This is a genomic window from Collibacillus ludicampi (assembly GCF_023705585.1).
In the GTDB taxonomy this organism is placed as follows: Bacteria; Bacillota; Bacilli; order Tumebacillales; family BOQE01; genus Collibacillus; species Collibacillus ludicampi.
Genome location: NZ_BOQE01000001.1, coordinates 1,579,926 through 1,597,491, shown reverse-complemented (window position 1 = coordinate 1,597,491; position 17,566 = coordinate 1,579,926). Strand labels below are relative to the sequence as shown.

The following is a 17,566-nucleotide window of genomic DNA, read 5'->3' as shown; positions in this document are numbered from 1 at the left end:
ACCAAGAGAATCAACTCTTGGTAACCGTCAAATCGTGCTCCAACTCATTGACGATCTCTTGTAAGAGTCGCTTCCAGTCTCCCTTGCTTCTGTACCCGGCAAAATGTTGATATCCCCAGACTTTCCGATCGTCGGCGCCCGAGATCCGCCGCAAGATATCGATCGCTTGTATTCCAAGAGTAAGAGCCAACTCATTCCGGATATACATACGTATATCGACTTCATCTTCCTGTTGGTATCCGACGACACTTATATCGGCCCCTAGGTCAAATAAGGCGCGCGCAGCAAACGTGGGAATATTTAAAGCGACCTCGGAGATGAGGATATGGTAGTCAGCGAACGTGATTTTCTTCGCATGGAGAGCCGTGTCAATGATTGCCCCGCGGTCGCGCCGGTTATCCACATGGTATAATCTTTGAATATCTTCATATGTCAAATTTCCACAAGCGAGCAGCTCACCGAATATACGAAATGACTCCGCATCGCCTTTATGAAAATGGATCGTATCTGTCATGATCCCCGCAGCGAGCGCAAGGGCTATGTTGCGATCGATCGTGACTCCCGCCGCCCGCAAAATGCGATAGACCAATTGGCAAGTCGATGAAACGAGTTCGTAATACCCTCCCTCTGCCTTGTCGATGAGACAGTTCGCCGGATGGTGGTCGATCACCCAATATTTTGTTGGTATGCAATCCACCAATTGAGCCCTATGTGCCGCATCGACAATGATAACATGTTCGTACTGATGTACAGGCGGTTGTTCGATCATCGTTATGCCCAATTCATGAACTAGACCTTTTGCGTGGGCGGCAACAGAAACGGGAACGCCCACATCTCCACCGATATATCGGAACAAAGCATAAGCGGCACCAATCGCATCGCTGTCCGCTTGATCATGACAAAGAATCAAATTCTTCTTTCCCCTCATCTTTTCGAGCGCTTGCAGAAAAACCTCCATCGTACTAGCCACCATCCTGTAGATTCGACCATTCGGTCTCAGCTCAAAACGTTGTCGGGTATTGTGATTGTATCATTGTTGTTCGACAAGATTCTACATTTTTCTAGTAGAATATGCACGAAAATGATAAAGGGTTCAATCAGCCCGCGTTCAGTTCCGTCTTAGGGTACCCACTCGCTCCGAGAAACTTGCTTCTTGTCCATTCGAATCACTTGCGGCTGATTGGGGATACCAGTTTTCGTTCAGTGGTGAAAGCTTCCTCAATGGATGACACCCTTTTCCCCTGCTCTTGCGGCAAAAGTTTTTGCACGTTATAGTGGAGACTAGATACTTGAGAATGACGAGTGAATGGAAGGAATGTTGTTCCAGGATGAGTGACCGTTTGAAGTTAGTCATGATCAAAATTCTCCCAAAGAAGACATTCTCTCGGATCATCGGCCGATTCGCTCAAAGTCGGGCCTCGCGTCCTCTCATTCGACCGTACGCCAAATTTTTCAAAGTCGACGTATCACAGGCGGAAAAGCCGATTCACCAATACATGAGCTTGTCCGAATTTTTTACGCGCCGTTTGAAAGAAGGGGCGAGAACGGTCGCTGAAGGTTCACGCGTATTGATTTCTCCCGTTGACGGGCGCATATCGGAATTCGGCACGATTACGAACAAAACTCTTCTGCAAGCGAAAGGCGTTTCTTACAGCTTACTTGAACTGCTCGGAGGAGATGAGGAAAGAGCCCGACGATACGATGGCGGAGTTTTTCTCACCATCTACTTGAGCCCGAAAGATTACCATCGCATACACATGCCTTTGGCAGGTACCGTCACTCATTACACCTATGTACCAGGAACCCTATTTCCTGTGAATCCGTTAGGAGTGCGTTGCGTAGCTGGACTTTTTGCGAAGAATGAACGACTGATCACATACATCGATACACAAGCAGGCGAAATCGCTGTCGTCAAAGTGGGGGCGACCATTGTCGGATCTGTGCGTGTGGTCTATGATGAAACACTCACCACGAACGTTAAACAGGGCATGACTGTGAAAGGTACCGTCGAAAAAGGTCCTTTTCTCGCCAAAGGGGACGAACTCGGTCTGTTTCAATTCGGTTCGACTGTGATCCTTCTCTTCGAACCGGACGCAATCGAACTCAATCCTCGAATCAAAACAGGGGAATTTTTGCATTTCGGGGAAGCGATCGGAGTCGTTAAAAAGGCTTCAGGCGAAGCGGATGGAACGGAAGAAGAAGCGAATCAGAGAAACAGCATAACTTGAAATCGGAAAAGTATAAATGACAGAGAAAATTACGTTCCGCCATTTATACTTTTCCGGATGTTCAACCGTTTAAGACGTGGTTTATAAACAACCTCGTGATCCATCAGGAGGAGCAACGGGTATACCGATCCGCCACTTTGGAAGCGCCGAACGAATCGGGTTTGATCGTCGCACGATAACCCGACTGAGTGATCCAGCCCACCACTTCCTTGATCAATGATTTCGTTGCCCCTTTCTCCCCCACATCCACATGAACCTCAAGATTCCACTCCTGCTGGCGTTCCTGCAAAAGTTTCGTGAGTTCACCGCAAGTATTCAATGACAACGATGCTTCTGTATAAATACGTTGACGTAATGAACGAACCACATGTTGCGGCAGACGGTAGAAGTAATACCGCGCTCCTTTGCCTACACGGTGAATAATGATCGCCGTCACGAATGTCGTTGTTCCCTTTCCGGGATTTGTATGGGAGTCGGAGCCGATGATCACGCGGTATTTGTCGTTCGGTGCGGTCTCCACATATTGGATCATATCATCCACGACTTGATCCAGCGTCAATGTGCCTTTGGTTGGATTCATGAACTTCACCACAAACTCACCCGCTTTCTGTTGCTACTATTTTATTCAAAAAAAGCGAGTGAGATGTGGTCAAAAACCTAAAGAGTTCGTAAATGTTCTGCCATATTGGCGAATTCTTGAATCGAAAGCGTTTCTCCTCGCCGTCCGGGGTCGATTCCGATGCTCATGAGCGTATCTACGAGATTCTCCTTGGCTGGACGGTTCGGCAGGTTATGCTGCAAATTGTTCAGGAGAGTTTTCCTGCGTTGCGCAAAAGACGCTTTGACGACGCGGAAAAAATAATCAGGATCCGTTACTTCAACTCTGGGTTTACTGCGGACGCGCAAGCGTATCACAATGGAATCGACTTGCGGCTGCGGAATGAAGACGGTCTTAGGAACACGGCAGACCACTTCTGGATCCGTATAATATTGCACGGCAACCGATAACGCCCCGTACTCTTTTCCCCCAGGTTCCGCTGTCATTCGCTCCGCTACCTCTTTCTGAACCATTACCACGATATGATGGAGGGGAAGGTGATTTTCCAAAAGTTTCATAATGATGGGCGTGGTCACATAATAGGGGAGATTCGCAACGACGCTCGTTTTTTTACCGTCGAAGTGTTGTTGAAACAGTTCGTGTAGATTCGTTTCCAAAACATCGGCATGATAAATTTTGACATTTGGATACTCGGCCAATGTCTCACGCAAAATCGGGAGCAGGCGGTCGTCTTTTTCAATCGCAACGACTTTGCCCGCTGACTCGGCGAGCGCTTGTGTAAGTGTTCCGATGCCCGGACCGATCTCAAGAACCCCATCCTCTTGGGTCAAGTCGGCCGCTTCGACAATCTGATGAAGGATATTCCAATCGATAAGAAAGTTTTGGCCGAGGCTTTTTTTAAAATGAAATCCGTATCGCGCAACGATTTCGCGCGTCACAGACGGATGGACTAAGCGCTTCATCCAGAAACCTCCAGATAATATTGGTGAATGAACAGCTATATTGAAAACGAGTGCTTGGGTGGATGTATCGCTTTGCGCTTGGGTTCGATTATCGGGCATATGCTTTGCGCTCATGCTCCGTGAAGGTCGTCTCGCATGAAATAATCATCAAATGTTGCGAGACGACCTTCAAAGTCGCTATTACGCGCAAAGCATATACCCCTTTGAGGGACAAAAAGAAACGAACGACCTCCAAAGTCGCTGTCTCACGCAAAGCATTACGCCCACTCGAAGACACTTTTCATCCTCTGATGGCGCCGCTTGTGGCATGGCTGCCTTCAAGAACTCCCCTGTTCCAGGTCCTCGTACGCAGCGATCAGTTCCCTGCGCGTGACACCGAGCATATTGAGGCGTTTCCAGAACGTTTTTGCATTGCCATAGCCGATCTGGAGCTTCCTTCCCAAGAGATCTCGCTTGCTGGCGGAATCCGGCCCCCCCGTTAAACCGAGTTGGATCATATCGTCCCAGGAAATCTCATGATGATTGCCCGTCCACTCGGTACGAACGGCGGAGAGCGCCATGCGGATGCTCTCCGGACTTGCATTTTCGATACCGATGTCTCCATCATCGGCACGTGCCTCTTCACGCGGCAGAAAGGCGTGCTTACAACCCGGGACTCGTCGAGCGACAATCTTGCGGATCCGCTCGCCGGCATAATCGGGATCGGTGAAAATAATCACGCCCCGTTCCTTCATCGCTCTCTCCACTTGCAGCAAAAATGATTCCGAGACGGCAGAGCCGCCAGAAATCAAACAATCGGCGGTCACTGCCCGATCGATCGCCTGTTTGTCATGATAACCTTCTACAACAATCACTTCTTTGATTCTCATCAATTATACATTCCCCAAACGAAACAACCGTTCCGCATTCTTCCAGGTGATTTCGCATAGTTCTTCGAAGTCCATCTCGCGTAAAGCGGCGATTTTTTCTGCTACGTGAACGACATAAGACGGTTCATTGCGTTTGCCGCGATGCGGTTCGGGTGTAAGGTAGGGCGCATCCGTTTCGATCAGCAAGTAATCGGTCGGCACTTGTCTCGCCACTTCCTGAGGACGTTTCGCGTTCTTAAACGTAACAGGTCCGCCAAATGAAATCATGAAATTCATATTCATGCATTCTTTCGCCATTTCCCAAGAACCGGAGAAACAATGCATAATCCCGCCGACTTCCTTAGCCCCTTCTTCTTTCAGTATGCGCACGATGTCCGCATGTGCTTCCCGATCATGAATAATGATCGGCATATTCAAGTCTTTCGCCAAATGAATCTGGCGGCGAAAAGCTTCATGCTGTTCTTCCTTCGTCGTGGTATCCCAATGGTAATCGAGTCCGATCTCACCGATGGCCACCACATGATCGAGCTGCGACCATTCCGCGAGTCTCTCGTAATCCTTTTGGGTGAGACCTCTTACATCCGTCGGGTGAAATCCTACGGCCGCGTACAATCCTTCATGCTTTTCCGCAAGCGCAACCGCCCGTTCACATGCCGCGAGGTCATACCCCGGAATGACGATCCGTTCCACATGAGCTTCCTTCGCCCGCTGGATGACCGCTTCAAGTTCTTCGGCTAACTGAGGAGCATTCAAATGGCTGTGAGTGTCGAACAGTCTTGCCATGTTCATCGTACCTCCGCCCCATTGGGAATATCTCCCGATACCGTGGCTAAAGTCAATTGATCTCCTTGAGACGCTGCCAGAATCATCCCCTGGGATTCGACTCCGCGCAGCTTCACGGGTTTCAAGTTGGCTACGACGATCACCTTTTTGCCGATGAGCTCTTCTGGAGTATACCATTGCGCGATCCCTGAAACGACCTGCCGCTTCTCATAACCGAGATCCAACTGCAGTTTCAACAGTTTATCGGCTTTCGGCACTTTCTCGCAGGCGATCACTTCCGCGACCCGCAGTTGCACTTTCGCGAAATCGTCAATCGTGATATAGGCGCTTTCTTCTTCCTGTACAGTTGCTGTCACTTCTTTCGCCTCGGGAGTTTGAGCTTTCCCTGCCCCTGTCGCTGCATCGATCATGGCGACTTCTTCAGCCAGATTGAGACGCGGGAAAAGCGCCTCTCCTTTTTGTACGCGGACTCCCTTAGGCAGCAACCCAAAAGTGCGCGTACTCTCCCAGGCGGTCGCTTGACCTTCCTCGATACCGAGCTGCTTCCAGATCTCTTTCGGGGAACGGGGCATAAACGGTTGAATCAGGATCGATATGATACGTAAGCTTTCTCCTAAGTGATACATGACCGTTCCTAAGCGTTCTTTCCCATCCTCTTGTTTCGCCAAGACCCAGGGAGCCGTTTCGTCGATATATTTGTTCGTCCGTGATATCAATTGCCAAACGGATTGGAGCGCGGCGGAAAACTCCATGCGTTCCATCGCTTCTTCTACATGATCGACTGTCGATGTGGCGAGCGTTTGCAGTTCGCGATCCAACTCTGTCGTCTCTCCAGGAGAAGGGATCACGCCGTCAAAATATTTGCCGATCATCGCCACCGTACGGCTTAACAGATTGCCCAAATCATTCGCCAGGTCGGAATTGATCCGCTGAATCAACGCTTCCGGTGTAAATACACCGTCGGAGCCGAAAGGCACTTCACGCAACAGGAAATAACGGAGCGCGTCCGATCCGTAGCGAGCGATCAACACATTCGGGTCGATGACATTACCTTTGGATTTTGACATTTTTCCGTCTTTCATCAACAGCCAACCATGAGCGAAAACTTTTTTTGGCAACGGCAATCCCAATGCCATCAGCATGATCGGCCAGTAAATCGTATGGAAACGCACGATCTCTTTACCGACCACATGCACATCGGCAGGCCAGTATTTCTCAAATTTCGCCCGCATCGCCGGATCTTCGGAGAGATAGCCGAGAGCGGTGATATAATTCGTTAACGCGTCGATCCAGACATAAATGACATGTTCCGGATCGTTCGGAACCGGGATCCCCCAACTGAACGTCGTTCGCGAAACACAAAGATCCTCAAGCCCCGGTTTGATAAAGTTATTGATCATCTCGTTTTTGCGCGATTCCGGTTGGATAAAATCAGGGTTTTCTTCGTAGTATTTGAGCAGCCTGTCGACATATTTACTCATGCGGAAAAAGTAGCTTTTTTCTTTGACCAGTTCCACGTCGCGTCCGCAGTCCGGACACTTTTTGTCCACGGCCTGACGTTCCGTCCAGAACGATTCGCATGGCGTACAATAGAGCCCTTCATATTCTGCGAGATAGATATCTCCTTGCTCCACCAGTCGTGCGAATATTTTTTGCACGACTTTTTTATGGCGTTCCTGCGTCGTGCGAATAAAGTCATCATAGGAGATATCCAATTTCCCCCAGAGGTCTTGAATTGCCGCAACGATGTCGTCCACGAACTGTTGCGGAGTTTTTCCGCTCTCTCTGGCTTTTCGTTCGATTTTTTGGCCATGTTCGTCCGTTCCTGTCAGATACATGACATCATAGCCACGCAGCCGTTTGTATCGCGCCATGGCGTCACAAGCGACGGTGGTGTACGCATGGCCGATATGGAGTTTGTCACTCGGATAGTAAATCGGGGTTGTAATGTAAAAAGTTTTACCAGACATGTATGAGTACCTCCCTCGGAATGGATTTGTTGTTTTCATTCTCTACGAAAAAAGCCTCCCATCCCATATGCATGGGACGAGAGGCTATGCTCACGCGGTACCACCCAGCTTCATCGATAACCTTGCGGCTATCGACCTCGATAGGTCGACATCGACCTTACTCAATAACGGGAGCACCCGGCATCGCTTAACGTATCCCTCTTGTTCGCATGCGAACGATTCCCTTCTCTGTGAATCACGGAACATTCCATGGAACAAGAGAAAGTACGCTCAGTCGAGCAGCTTCAGGACCATTTTCCCTGTCACGCCCATGCCGGCTTGCACCAGACCCGGCTCGCTGAAATGGCAACGCAGAACAGGTACTCTTCCTTTCATCGCCTTTTCTGACATTGTAATTTCTCATTTAATTGTACCCAACTCTTACAAAAAAGACAACGACCGCCAAAAAAAGTTCCATTTTAGCTGAATTTATATTAAAATTTTTTTATATAGGATCGATAGGATATGAACTAACCCTATTGACTATTATGGTAATCATTGGTATAGTAGGGTTGTCGAAAGTTTTGTCGATTCATGTAGAATAGAAAAGTAAATGAACACAACAGGGAGAGGATAACAATGAAATCTACCGGTATTGTACGTAAGGTCGATGAGTTGGGACGCGTTGTGATTCCGATCGAATTGCGCCGCACGCTTGGAATTGGCGAGAAAGATGCTCTTGAAATTTACGTTGACGGGGATCGCATCGTTCTCAAAAAGTACGAGCCTGCATGCATCTTCTGCGGACAAGCAGATGAAATCATTCATTTCAAAGGGAAAAACATTTGCCCAAGCTGCATTTCCGAGATGAGCCGATAAACCACATGCGCACACCCCCGTCACGGTACATAACGGGGGGTTTTTTATTTGTCCATTCTTCCCGAAAGGGTCGCTTGATAAACCTCTCGTTTTGGCAATCCCCTTAGTTTTGCGACTTGTTTGATCGCATCCTTTTTGTCGATCCCTTTTTCAACAAGCTTTTCGACATGCTCCGACAATGTGAGACATTCCCACCAGGATGATTCTTGCTCATCCGTTTCCAGTTCCCCCTGGAAACCTTCGACAACTAATACATACTCACCGCGAGGGGTTTCCTCTTCTAACCAATCCACCAAGGCGTTCAGATCACCAAACGCCACCTCTTCAAACCGTTTCGTCAATTCCCTGGTGACCGACACTTTTCGCCCGCCTAGAATCTCGGACAAATCCTTGGCGGTTTCCTTCAATCGATGCGGGGCTTCATAAAAAATGAGCGTTTCCGGCCGTTTGCGAAGCGCGTTCAATTCTTCTCTGCGCGCTTTCTTCTCGCGCGGGAGGAAGCCGATAAAGGTGAAGCGTCCTGTCGGTAACCCGGAGATCACAAGTGCGGAAATGGCTGCGCAAGGCCCGGGGATCGAGGTGACGGGATAACCGTTTTTCCTGGCCACACGTACGAGGTCTTCCCCCGGATCGGATATCCCGGGCGTCCCCGCATCCGTTACAATCGCCACATCATCACCCTGTTTGAGCATCTCCAGGATTTCAGATTCCATCCGGTGTTTATTATGTTCATGATACGAAATCAGCCGCGGTCCTTCGATGGAAAAATGGGTTAACAGTTTGCGAGTTTGCCTTGTGTCTTCGGCGGCGATCACCTGGACATGCTTGAGCGTCTCGACGGCTCGCGGTGATAGATCTCCCAGATTCCCGATCGGGGTCGAAACGAGGTAAAGAGTCCCCCTCCCTGACGTGTCGCGAAAACTGTATTGTCGTTGCACGTGTATCCACCTCACCTGTCGCCAATGATTAAAGTCTCAGAATTTCGCCGCCATACATTTTCCGGATTTCTTCCGTGTACGATCCATCCGCTTCGTGAACGAACAAAGGAGGTTCGATCCGCAACTCTTTTCCCCCATCTTTGATCGCTTCGATCAGGACGATATGCGGGTTCGTATGTTCCCGCGGATGGATTAGACGCATGCGCTTGGGCTCAAGCTTATTGCGGCGCATTTCATAAAAAATATCCACCAAACGATCCGGACGATGCACGAGTGCCACCTTGCCGCCCGACTTGACCAGCTTGGCGCTCTGTTCGACCACATCCTGCAACGTGCATGTGATCTCATGCTTGGCGATCCGAATCGATTCCATTACGCTCGCGTCTCCAATGCCCGCCGGCCGATAAGGAGGGTTGCAGGTCACGACATCGAATGTTCCGGTGCCAAACATGCGGGCGGCTTGCCGCAGATCTCCGTGAACCACACGTATCGTGTCGGAAAGTCCGTTCCCCGCGACCGAACGGCCCGCACGCTCCGCGATATGTTCTTGAATCTCCAAAGCTACGATCTCCCGCGGCCCTTTTTTACAAATAGCCGTTAACAACAACGGGATCACACCGCTTCCAGTCCCGAGATCGATCACTCGATCGCGCGACCGGACATGTGCGAAATGTGCGAGCAATACCGCATCGAGAGAGAAGGAGAACATATCATCACTTTGAATGATGCGAAGATTCCCGGCCTGTAAATCATCCAAACGTTCGCCGGGTTTTAATTCAAAATCCTCCATCATGCAAAAATCCTCCACATTCTTCAAGATCAGTCATTCTTTAAGTTGCCCCAGACGTTAAAAAAGGCACACCGCGTTCACGCCAGTATGCCCGAATTTTCTATTTATGAAGAAACGAAAGACAAATCAGACAATCGCCCTCTGTCCGCAAGGATCCATATCCCACGTTACAGATGTGAAACCCTTCCTGATATAAGCGGGCGAGGTTGTCATATCCTTCTCCGACCACTACATTCGTTTCTTCTTGCTTGCCTGTCTTCTCTTCCAAACGCTTACGCAAATATTCATTTTCCATCGATAACTTCTGATTCTCTTCCAACAGCTCTACGATTTTTCGCTTGAGACTGCCTAATTCCTGATATAATTCGCCAATCCGCTCTTCCAGGTTGGCGACTTGGGCGAATACGGCCTGTTTGTCCATGGCTGCCCCCCTTTACGGCCTTTCCGCACGGAAAGCTGTCTTAACAAGAGGTGGTTCAAAATGAAATGGTTAAACCACTTGATCCGCCTTCTCTTCATATACATCGGATTCAAACTTGAGACAACACATCAAACGGCCACACAGACCAGAGATTTTGGCTGGATTTAACGAGAGATGTTGATCTTTCGCCATGCGAATCGAAACAGGGTCGAAGTCACCTAACCAAGATGAACAACAGAGAATCCTTCCACATGGACCAATGCCGCCGAGCAACTTCGCTTCATCGCGCACGCCGATCTGACGCAATTCGATGCGGGTGCGGAAAACAGAGGCGAGATCTTTCACCAATTCGCGAAAATCAACCCTGCCATCTGCCGTAAAATAAAAGATGACCTTGTTCCGGTCAAACGTATACTCCACATCTACAAGTTTCATTTCAAGTCCATGGTTTGCAATCTTCTCTTGACAAATGCCAAAAGCCTGTTTAGCTGCATCTTTGTTCGCTTCCACCTGAAGTTTATCATTCTCGTCTGCGATACGGATCACCTTCTTCAGTGGAAGGACGACATCATTCTCCGTCACTTCTTTTTTCCCGACAACGACCTGTCCGTACTCGATACCTCTGGCCGTTTCGACAATCGCAAAATCACCCTTCTCAATCGGGAGATCTCCCGGATCAAAATAATATATCTTACCCGCTTTTTTAAAGCGGATCCCTACCACGACATACACATTATCGTACCCCCTGCAGCCGCAAGACCATGTTTTCCAGCGCCAACTGCTGATTTACGTGGCCCTGCAATCGTTTTTTGGTCATTAAAACTGTATCGATCAGATGAATGATCGCTTCAGATTGAAAATGCGCTGCCTGGGACTGTAGACGTTCAAGCTGAGTCGCAAAAGCGAGTACATCTGAAAGTCCTAGCTTTACAAACATGACGTCACGGAACCACCAAGCTAGACACGTAAGAAATACATCGATCTCTTGCTGCGTCCATCCCGGTTTCACAATCTTCTCCTGGATGGTTAGTAACGGGTTCCCTTGTTGAAAAGCTAGTTCTTCGCTTAATTGTATCACTAGAGAGAGCACTTCTGCAAACCGTTCGGAACCTGCCCATTCCGCAGATGTGCCAACACTCCCCGTGATCTTTGCCAACATACGCGCTACTTCCTGCGACACACCAGTTCTCATTAACTGTCGTTCGATGCCTTCGATGGGCATACGATCAAACGAAACGATTTGACAACGGGAAAGGATGGTCGGAAGGATGCGTGCGCGGTTCGTGGCTAGCAAAATGGCGATCACAGGTGTTGCCGGTTCCTCCAAAAACTTCAACAAAGCATTAGCTGCTTCTGCCGTCATTTGATCCGCTTGATGAACGATGTACACTTTATACAGAGACTCGATTGACTTGAGTGAAAATGCCCGCTGCAATTCGCGTATCTGTCCGATCTTGATCGCTTGTCCATCCGGTTCGATATGGATAAGATCCGGATGGTTTCCAGAAGCGATACGCCGACAATGGACACAATGTCCGCAAGGGGCCGAATCACGGTTTGTACACAGGATCATTTTGGCGAAATGATCAGCTGTCTCTTCCTGACCTGAACCCTCCGGTCCAAGGAACAGATATGCATGCATGAGGTAACCGTTTCGCCAACTACGCTCAAGTAGGTGAGCAGCCGTACCTTCCACAGGCCAATCTCCCATAGAATCACCGCTTCCTTCTCCGTATTTGACAGGCGCTTTCTAGGCCTCCCCCGTTTTCGTTCTTAAAAATAGAGATTCAGTAGGAGTCCACGTATGTCGCCAATCTTTTCTAAGATTTTCAGATGGTCTGCCTCCTGCTGCATCACTTCTTCCGCCAATTCGGTAAGTCTCCGCTCGATTTGCGAAATCAGCTTGTAGATTTTCACTCGTCCGCGTTGATCAAATCCTTGACGTTCTTTCGTCTGGTAACTATTTTTCACGACGATCTCGAGAAATTTGCGAATGCGTTCTTTGTAATTCATGAGAAGACGCCAATTGCAACGTTTCGCGAGTTCTCTGCCGATTTCGTCGATCTGTCTCATCAGGCCATCCAATTCCTCTTTGTGTAACCGATTCGCTTGGCGCAGCAACATGTCCTGAAAATGGGGACGATCCGCTCCAATCGATGGTTTCTCTTCACGCCATCCCGTTTGTTCGACAAACGGCTGGGTCATATCACCAATTTTCATCCCATGTTCACCACCAATCATTTTCTAAATTGAAAATCCGAGAACGGCTCCTATCAAAATTGGACAAATTGCTCAACATCAAGCACAAACACGGTTGCGCCCCCTACTTGAACAGACACGGGGTAAGGAACATATGTGTCCATCTGTGCACTCACGGGGGAGACAGGATTCATCAATTGTTCCCGCGCTTTGCAGCTTTTCTGGATGATATCCAACACTTCTTGAACTCGTTCCGTTTCCACGCCGATGAGGAAAGTCGTATTACCGGATTTCAGAAAACCACCCGTACTCGCCAATTTGGTCGCAGAAATGCCCGCCTCCACCAACCGGTCTATCAATTTTACGCTATCCTTGTCCTGTACGACCGCAATGATTAACCGCATAAGGAAAACCTCCTTAACGCTTTAGTAAGGTCTGTACATCCTCCCATATCTCGGCATGAATTTCCTCAACGGATTGAGTGCCGTCGATCAAGAGAAAGCGTTGGGAATCTTCATTGGCAAGCGATAGAAACGTCTGCCTCACCCGCGAATGATAATCGATCCCTCTTGATTCAATCCGGTCCAATCCCCCCTGACGCGACCCCGCCACGCGAGCAAGCCCGATTTCCGCAGGCACATCGATGAGATACGTGCGATCAGGCCAGAGAAAGCCTGTCGCTTCTTCGCTGATTCTTTGTATGAGTTCTCTCTTCAATCCTAACCCTGTCGCCTGATAAGCGATACTTGCATCAATATATCGGTCACAGATGACCACACGCCCTTGCGCAAGCGCAGGACGGATCACTTCCTCTACATGTTGTGCACGGGAAGCGGCATACAGTAACACTTCTGTCATGGGAGCCATCTCCGTATGCACCGGATCGAGGAGCACGGCCCGGATCTTATCCGCTATGGGCGTTCCCCCAGGTTCCCGTGTTGTGATATACGGTATTCCCAACCGTTCCAATTGGTTCGCAAGTAACCGTACCTGTGTCGATTTTCCAGCACCGTCTGGTCCTTCGAAAGTCAGGAATATGCCTTTCACTCCCCTTCACCTCCTCTTTCTTCAATCACGGGGTAGGCTTAATGCTTTGCGTGAAACAGCGAATTTGGAGGTCGTCTCGTTTCCTTTCTGGCATGGGGTCTATGCTTTGCGCGTAATAGCGACTTTGAAGGTCGTCTCGCAACATTTAATTATAATTCCATGCGAGACGACCTTCACGGAGCATGAGCGCAAAGCATATACCCATTGAGACGACCTCCACGGAGCATGAGCGCAAAGCATACGCCCACCAAACAACACTTTTCTCAAGATAGCGGTCGCCTCATTTCAAAACACCCGTACGGTCTTCAGACTTGGGTCTGCCACACCTTGCAAGCGTCCTCCCGCTTGTACGTACGCACGCATCCGTTCAACCAACTCCTGCGAAAAACGCTCGCCCGGAACAATCCATGGAATTCCCGGCGGATAGGGTATTACCGGTTCCGCCGCAATACGCCCCGCAGCTTCCCGCAAAGGAACTACCGTATATGGTTTATGAATCGCTTCCCCCGGCAAAAGCTCCATCTCCGGGATTTGTAAGAACATATCAGAGATAAAAGCACCCTCTCCGGAAAAAGTAGAGGGATTCTCGCTCAAGGGAATTGTCAACACGCGTGAGATCGCTTGCAAAAAACGATCCATCTGTTTCATGCGATCCGCATAGGAAAAGACAGCAAGAATCCCCGTCGAATCGGCCATTTCGCAAAAAACCCCTTGCTCTTCGAGGGCTCGTGCTGTTTCAAAGCCTGTTCTCCCGTGATCGATTGTACGGATCCACCATTTGAAAGGATCCCGTTCATGTACATGAGCCCCGCCCTGATAGAGCGACACCCCTAACGAGCGGGCTTGCTCCCAGGCCTGATCGAGTGCTGTTAACGCCTCATCCAAATCTTTTCTCCCCTCAGTCACCATATAATGCCTCGCTGCGTCAAGCGACAGCATAAGCAGGTAAGAAGGGCTTGTCGACTGTACCATCCTTAGCATAGTCTGTAAACGAGCTCGATCATACCGATCATGTTGGGCGTGCAACATTGCAGTTTGTGTCAGAGATCCGAGCATCTTGTGTGTGCTCTGGACTGCGAGATCCGCCCCCGCTTCCATCGCTGTCATCGGTAACTTCTCATGGAAAGCAAAATGGGCGCCATGCGCTTCATCAACAAGCAAGAGAACGTTATATCGATGACATATTTCAGCAATCTGTTTTAGGTAGGAACAAATCCCGTGATACGTGGGATTTGTAATCAGTACCGCTTTCACATCCGGATGCTGCTTCAACGCTTCCTCCACCGTCTGTGGAAGAATAACCGTCGCGAGCGCAAAACGGCTATCCACCTCAGGCGTTATGTAGACCGGATGTGCACCCGCGAGAATCATCCCTTGCCATACCGATTTATGTGCATTCCGTGGCACAATGACCTTGTCCCCGGGACGGCAGGCGGTCATCAACATGGCATAATTGCCCGCTGTCGACCCATTCACGAGAAAATAGGTTTCCTTCGCGCCAAACGCCTCAGCTGCAAGTGCCTCCGCTTCCCGAATCGCCCCTTCCGGCTGATGCAAATCGTCCAGCCCCGACAATTCCGTAAGATCCAATGTGAGCGCTTGTGCAAACCATGGCGCCAACGAGCGCGAAAAACCTCGTCCCATCTTATGCCCTGGAACATGAAGCGGCAAGGGATTTTTCTTGAGATGCGCCCGGATCGCTTCGAAAAGCGGCAGTCGCGTATTCAAACGTGTACGCCTCCCCGTTTTTTCTTCGCTATCTTGTAAAATGTGTATTTTGGCGGGCGTATGCTTTGCGTTCGTGCTCCGTGGAGATCGTTTCAGCGGGTATATGCATTGCGCTTATGCTCCGTGAAGGTCGTCTCGCATGGAATCATAATCATATGTTGCGAGACGACCTTCAAAGTCGCTATTACGCGCAATGCATATACCCTTTTACATCCGAAAGGAAGCGAGACGACCTCCAAAGTCGCTGTCTCACGCAAAGCATTACGCCCACCCAAAGACACTTTTCATCTTCTGACGATACCGCCCATGCGGATAAGTGACTACCTATTGAAATAATCCTTTGTCTAAAGTATAGTCATGCCCTGTAGACAGTTTCAAAACTTTTTTATGGGAATCGGTATTCAATATGTATTACAATGAGAACTAACGAGAAAATGTTCCCACCTGATGGGATACAGCTAAGGAGGTTACTATGGCAATTCAACATTCTTCGGGGCTTAGCCTCATTTTCCGGCTCGAGCTGGAGAATTCAAACACAACATTCGGAAAACTTGCTTCCATCATCGGTGAAGCTGGAGGAGATATCATCGCCGTGGACGTGATTTCCGTGGCAAAAGATACGGTAATCAGGGATATCACGGTGACGGTTCTCGACCGGGAGCATGGGCGTAACCTCTCGAAAGCACTCGACAGTACGCCTGGCATCCGCGTCATCAACGTCTCGGACCGTACTTTCCTCATGCATCTCGGGGGTAAGATCGAAGTCACTCCCAAGATCCGTATCAAAAACCGGGACGAGCTCTCCCGCGTATATACTCCCCACGTGGCCCGCGTCTGCGAAGCCATTCATGAAGACCCGTACAAAGCGTTTAAACTGACCATCAAACGCAATACGGTAGCGGTAGTTTCAGACGGTACAGCCGTGCTCGGCCTCGGGGATATCGGTCCCCATGCGGCCATGCCTGTCATGGAAGGGAAAGCCATGTTATTTAAACAATTCGGCGGTGTGGATGCATTCCCGATCTGTTTAGATACAAAAGATCCGGACGAAATCGTACGCATCGTCAAAGCGATTGCCCCCGCATTCGGCGGCATCAATCTGGAAGACATCTCTTCCCCCCGTTGCTTTGAAATCGAAGAGCGCTTGAAAGAAGAACTCGATATCCCAGTCTTCCACGATGACCAACACGGCACCGCCGTCGTTCTGTTAGCGAGTCTGATGAATGCGGCCAAACTGGTCGGAAAGCGTCTCGAAGATCTTAAAGTCGTCGTCGTGGGAATCGGTGCAGCAGGTGTGGCATGCACGAAAATGATTATGCTTGCCGGTTGCAAGAACGTCATCGGTGTCGACCGCGACGGCATTCTGACACGCACCAAAACCTATGAGCGCCCGATTTGGCAATGGTATGCAGAGAATACGAATCCCGAGAACATCCAGGGTACTCTCGATGATGCGATCAAGGGTGCCGATGTATTTATCGGCGTGTCCGGCCCGGGTGTTCTTACCGTCGATCATTTGAAAAAGATGGCGAAAGACCCGATCGTTTTCGCCATGGCAAACCCTGTACCCGAAATCGCTCCGGAAGTGGCAGAACCGTATGTACGGGTGATGGCAACCGGTCGTTCCGATTATCCGAACCAGATCAACAATGTCCTCGTATTCCCGGGGGTCTTCAAAGGTGCTCTCGAATGCCGCGCGCGTACGATCAATGAAGAAATGAAACTGGCGGCCGCAAAAGCGATCGCTTCTGTCGTCAGCGATGATGAACTGCATGAATCATACATTATTCCTTCCGTTTTCAATAAAAAAGTGGCCGAATCCGTTGCCAAAGCAGTCAAACAAGCCGCTTATGAAACAGGGGTTGCTCGCCGCGGACTGCATAAAAAAGGCGACTCGAGCGCAGAAAAGAATAACTTTTAAGAGTATGGGCTTTCATGCTTTAAAGTATATGGGGAGTGTTTCGTAACACTCCTCATACCTTTTTTATCTTGCAACAAGCATCGATAGAACCCTCTTATGAGATCGCTTCCAACCAAATCCTTTTCATTCGCTCAATATAATAAGCATATCGATCGTCATCGACGTCCGTTTGCACGATCTCACGTTCACAAGACAAACAGATAAACTGGTTCCAGATCCGGATCCCCTCTTGCTTTCTCTCATTGCATACTATACACGTATGCGCCTCTTCCATTAGTACCACCGCCTTCCTT

18 protein-coding genes and 1 pseudogene are annotated in these 17,566 nt (G+C 49.4%); 3 read left to right on the top strand and 16 right to left on the bottom strand.

All coding sequences use genetic code 11. The annotated features are described in order from the left end of the window. Positions 1-10: 10 nt before the first annotated feature. Positions 11-958: a DHH family phosphoesterase gene (locus DNHGIG_RS08000; RefSeq protein WP_282199173.1), complete on the bottom strand. Its 948-nt coding sequence runs from the start codon at positions 956-958 to the stop codon at positions 11-13. 337 nt (positions 959-1,295) lie between these two features. Between DNHGIG_RS08000 and asd the strand changes: the two genes are divergently transcribed. After that, a complete protein-coding gene (asd, locus tag DNHGIG_RS07995) occupies positions 1,296-2,228 on the top strand; it encodes an archaetidylserine decarboxylase (protein ID WP_282201383.1) in 933 nt (310 codons plus the stop codon). Positions 2,229-2,331: 103 nt separating this feature from the next. On the opposite strand, the gene DNHGIG_RS07990 is transcribed toward asd, so the two are convergent. The 5 genes from DNHGIG_RS07990 to metG form a co-directional block, all read right to left on the bottom strand. Next, the gene (locus DNHGIG_RS07990; protein WP_282199172.1) at positions 2,332-2,808 is read right to left on the bottom strand and encodes a ribonuclease H-like YkuK family protein; all 477 of its coding nucleotides are present in this window, start codon (positions 2,806-2,808) and stop codon (positions 2,332-2,334) included. Between the two features lie 77 nt (positions 2,809-2,885). Then, a complete protein-coding gene (gene rsmA / locus DNHGIG_RS07985) occupies positions 2,886-3,749 on the bottom strand; it encodes a 16S rRNA (adenine(1518)-N(6)/adenine(1519)-N(6))-dimethyltransferase RsmA (protein WP_282199171.1) in 864 nt (287 codons plus the stop codon). A gap of 317 nt (positions 3,750-4,066) precedes the next feature. Next, positions 4,067-4,618: a ribonuclease M5 gene (gene rnmV, locus DNHGIG_RS07980; RefSeq protein ID WP_282201382.1), complete on the bottom strand. Its 552-nt coding sequence runs from the start codon at positions 4,616-4,618 to the stop codon at positions 4,067-4,069. Between the two features lie 3 nt (positions 4,619-4,621). Then, complete coding sequence (locus DNHGIG_RS07975; RefSeq protein ID WP_282199170.1) at positions 4,622-5,401, bottom strand: TatD family hydrolase; 780 nt, start codon at positions 5,399-5,401, stop codon at positions 4,622-4,624. 2 nt (positions 5,402-5,403) lie between these two features. After that, a complete protein-coding gene (gene metG / locus DNHGIG_RS07970; protein ID WP_282199169.1) occupies positions 5,404-7,371 on the bottom strand; it encodes a methionine--tRNA ligase in 1,968 nt (655 codons plus the stop codon). 618 nt (positions 7,372-7,989) lie between these two features. On the opposite strand from metG, the gene DNHGIG_RS07965 reads away from it, so the two are divergent. After that, a complete protein-coding gene (locus DNHGIG_RS07965) occupies positions 7,990-8,229 on the top strand; it encodes an AbrB/MazE/SpoVT family DNA-binding domain-containing protein (RefSeq protein ID WP_439647729.1) in 240 nt (79 codons plus the stop codon). A gap of 44 nt (positions 8,230-8,273) precedes the next feature. Here DNHGIG_RS07965 and rsmI read toward each other — a convergent pair whose 3' ends face one another. The 9 genes and pseudogenes from rsmI to DNHGIG_RS07920 form a co-directional block, all read right to left on the bottom strand. Continuing rightward, positions 8,274-9,167 carry a 16S rRNA (cytidine(1402)-2'-O)-methyltransferase gene (rsmI, locus tag DNHGIG_RS07960; protein WP_369414692.1) on the bottom strand — a complete coding sequence of 298 codons (894 nt, stop codon included), beginning with the start codon at positions 9,165-9,167 and terminating at the stop codon, positions 8,274-8,276. A 28-nt stretch (positions 9,168-9,195) separates the two neighbouring features. Further along, a complete protein-coding gene (locus DNHGIG_RS07955) occupies positions 9,196-9,960 on the bottom strand; it encodes a tRNA1(Val) (adenine(37)-N6)-methyltransferase (RefSeq protein ID WP_282199168.1) in 765 nt (254 codons plus the stop codon). A gap of 97 nt (positions 9,961-10,057) precedes the next feature. Next, the gene (gene yabA, locus DNHGIG_RS07950; protein WP_282199167.1) at positions 10,058-10,378 is read right to left on the bottom strand and encodes a DNA replication initiation control protein YabA; all 321 of its coding nucleotides are present in this window, start codon (positions 10,376-10,378) and stop codon (positions 10,058-10,060) included. A gap of 75 nt (positions 10,379-10,453) precedes the next feature. Next, a pseudogene (locus tag DNHGIG_RS07945) lies at positions 10,454-11,110 on the bottom strand (PSP1 domain-containing protein); the annotation flags it as partial. A 1-nt stretch (position 11,111) separates the two neighbouring features. Beyond that, a complete protein-coding gene (gene holB, locus DNHGIG_RS07940) occupies positions 11,112-12,089 on the bottom strand; it encodes a DNA polymerase III subunit delta' (RefSeq protein WP_282199166.1) in 978 nt (325 codons plus the stop codon). 62 nt (positions 12,090-12,151) lie between these two features. Then, positions 12,152-12,598: a YaaR family protein gene (locus DNHGIG_RS07935; protein ID WP_282199165.1), complete on the bottom strand. Its 447-nt coding sequence runs from the start codon at positions 12,596-12,598 to the stop codon at positions 12,152-12,154. 53 nt (positions 12,599-12,651) lie between these two features. Further along, positions 12,652-12,981, bottom strand: a complete 330-nt coding sequence (gene darA / locus DNHGIG_RS07930; protein ID WP_282199164.1) for a cyclic di-AMP receptor DarA — start codon at positions 12,979-12,981, stop codon at positions 12,652-12,654. Between the two features lie 13 nt (positions 12,982-12,994). Further along, complete coding sequence (gene tmk / locus DNHGIG_RS07925) at positions 12,995-13,624, bottom strand: dTMP kinase (RefSeq protein ID WP_282199163.1); 630 nt, start codon at positions 13,622-13,624, stop codon at positions 12,995-12,997. A 285-nt stretch (positions 13,625-13,909) separates the two neighbouring features. Continuing rightward, on the bottom strand, positions 13,910-15,352 hold the full coding sequence (locus tag DNHGIG_RS07920) for an aminotransferase class I/II-fold pyridoxal phosphate-dependent enzyme (protein ID WP_282199162.1): 1,443 nt from the start codon (positions 15,350-15,352) through the stop codon (positions 13,910-13,912). 472 nt (positions 15,353-15,824) lie between these two features. On the opposite strand from DNHGIG_RS07920, the gene DNHGIG_RS07915 reads away from it, so the two are divergent. Beyond that, on the top strand, positions 15,825-17,273 hold the full coding sequence (locus DNHGIG_RS07915) for an NAD-dependent malic enzyme (RefSeq protein ID WP_282199161.1): 1,449 nt from the start codon (positions 15,825-15,827) through the stop codon (positions 17,271-17,273). Between the two features lie 94 nt (positions 17,274-17,367). Here DNHGIG_RS07915 and DNHGIG_RS07910 read toward each other — a convergent pair whose 3' ends face one another. After that, positions 17,368-17,547, bottom strand: a complete 180-nt coding sequence (locus tag DNHGIG_RS07910; protein ID WP_282199160.1) for a sigma factor G inhibitor Gin — start codon at positions 17,545-17,547, stop codon at positions 17,368-17,370. Positions 17,548-17,566 lie beyond the last annotated feature (19 nt).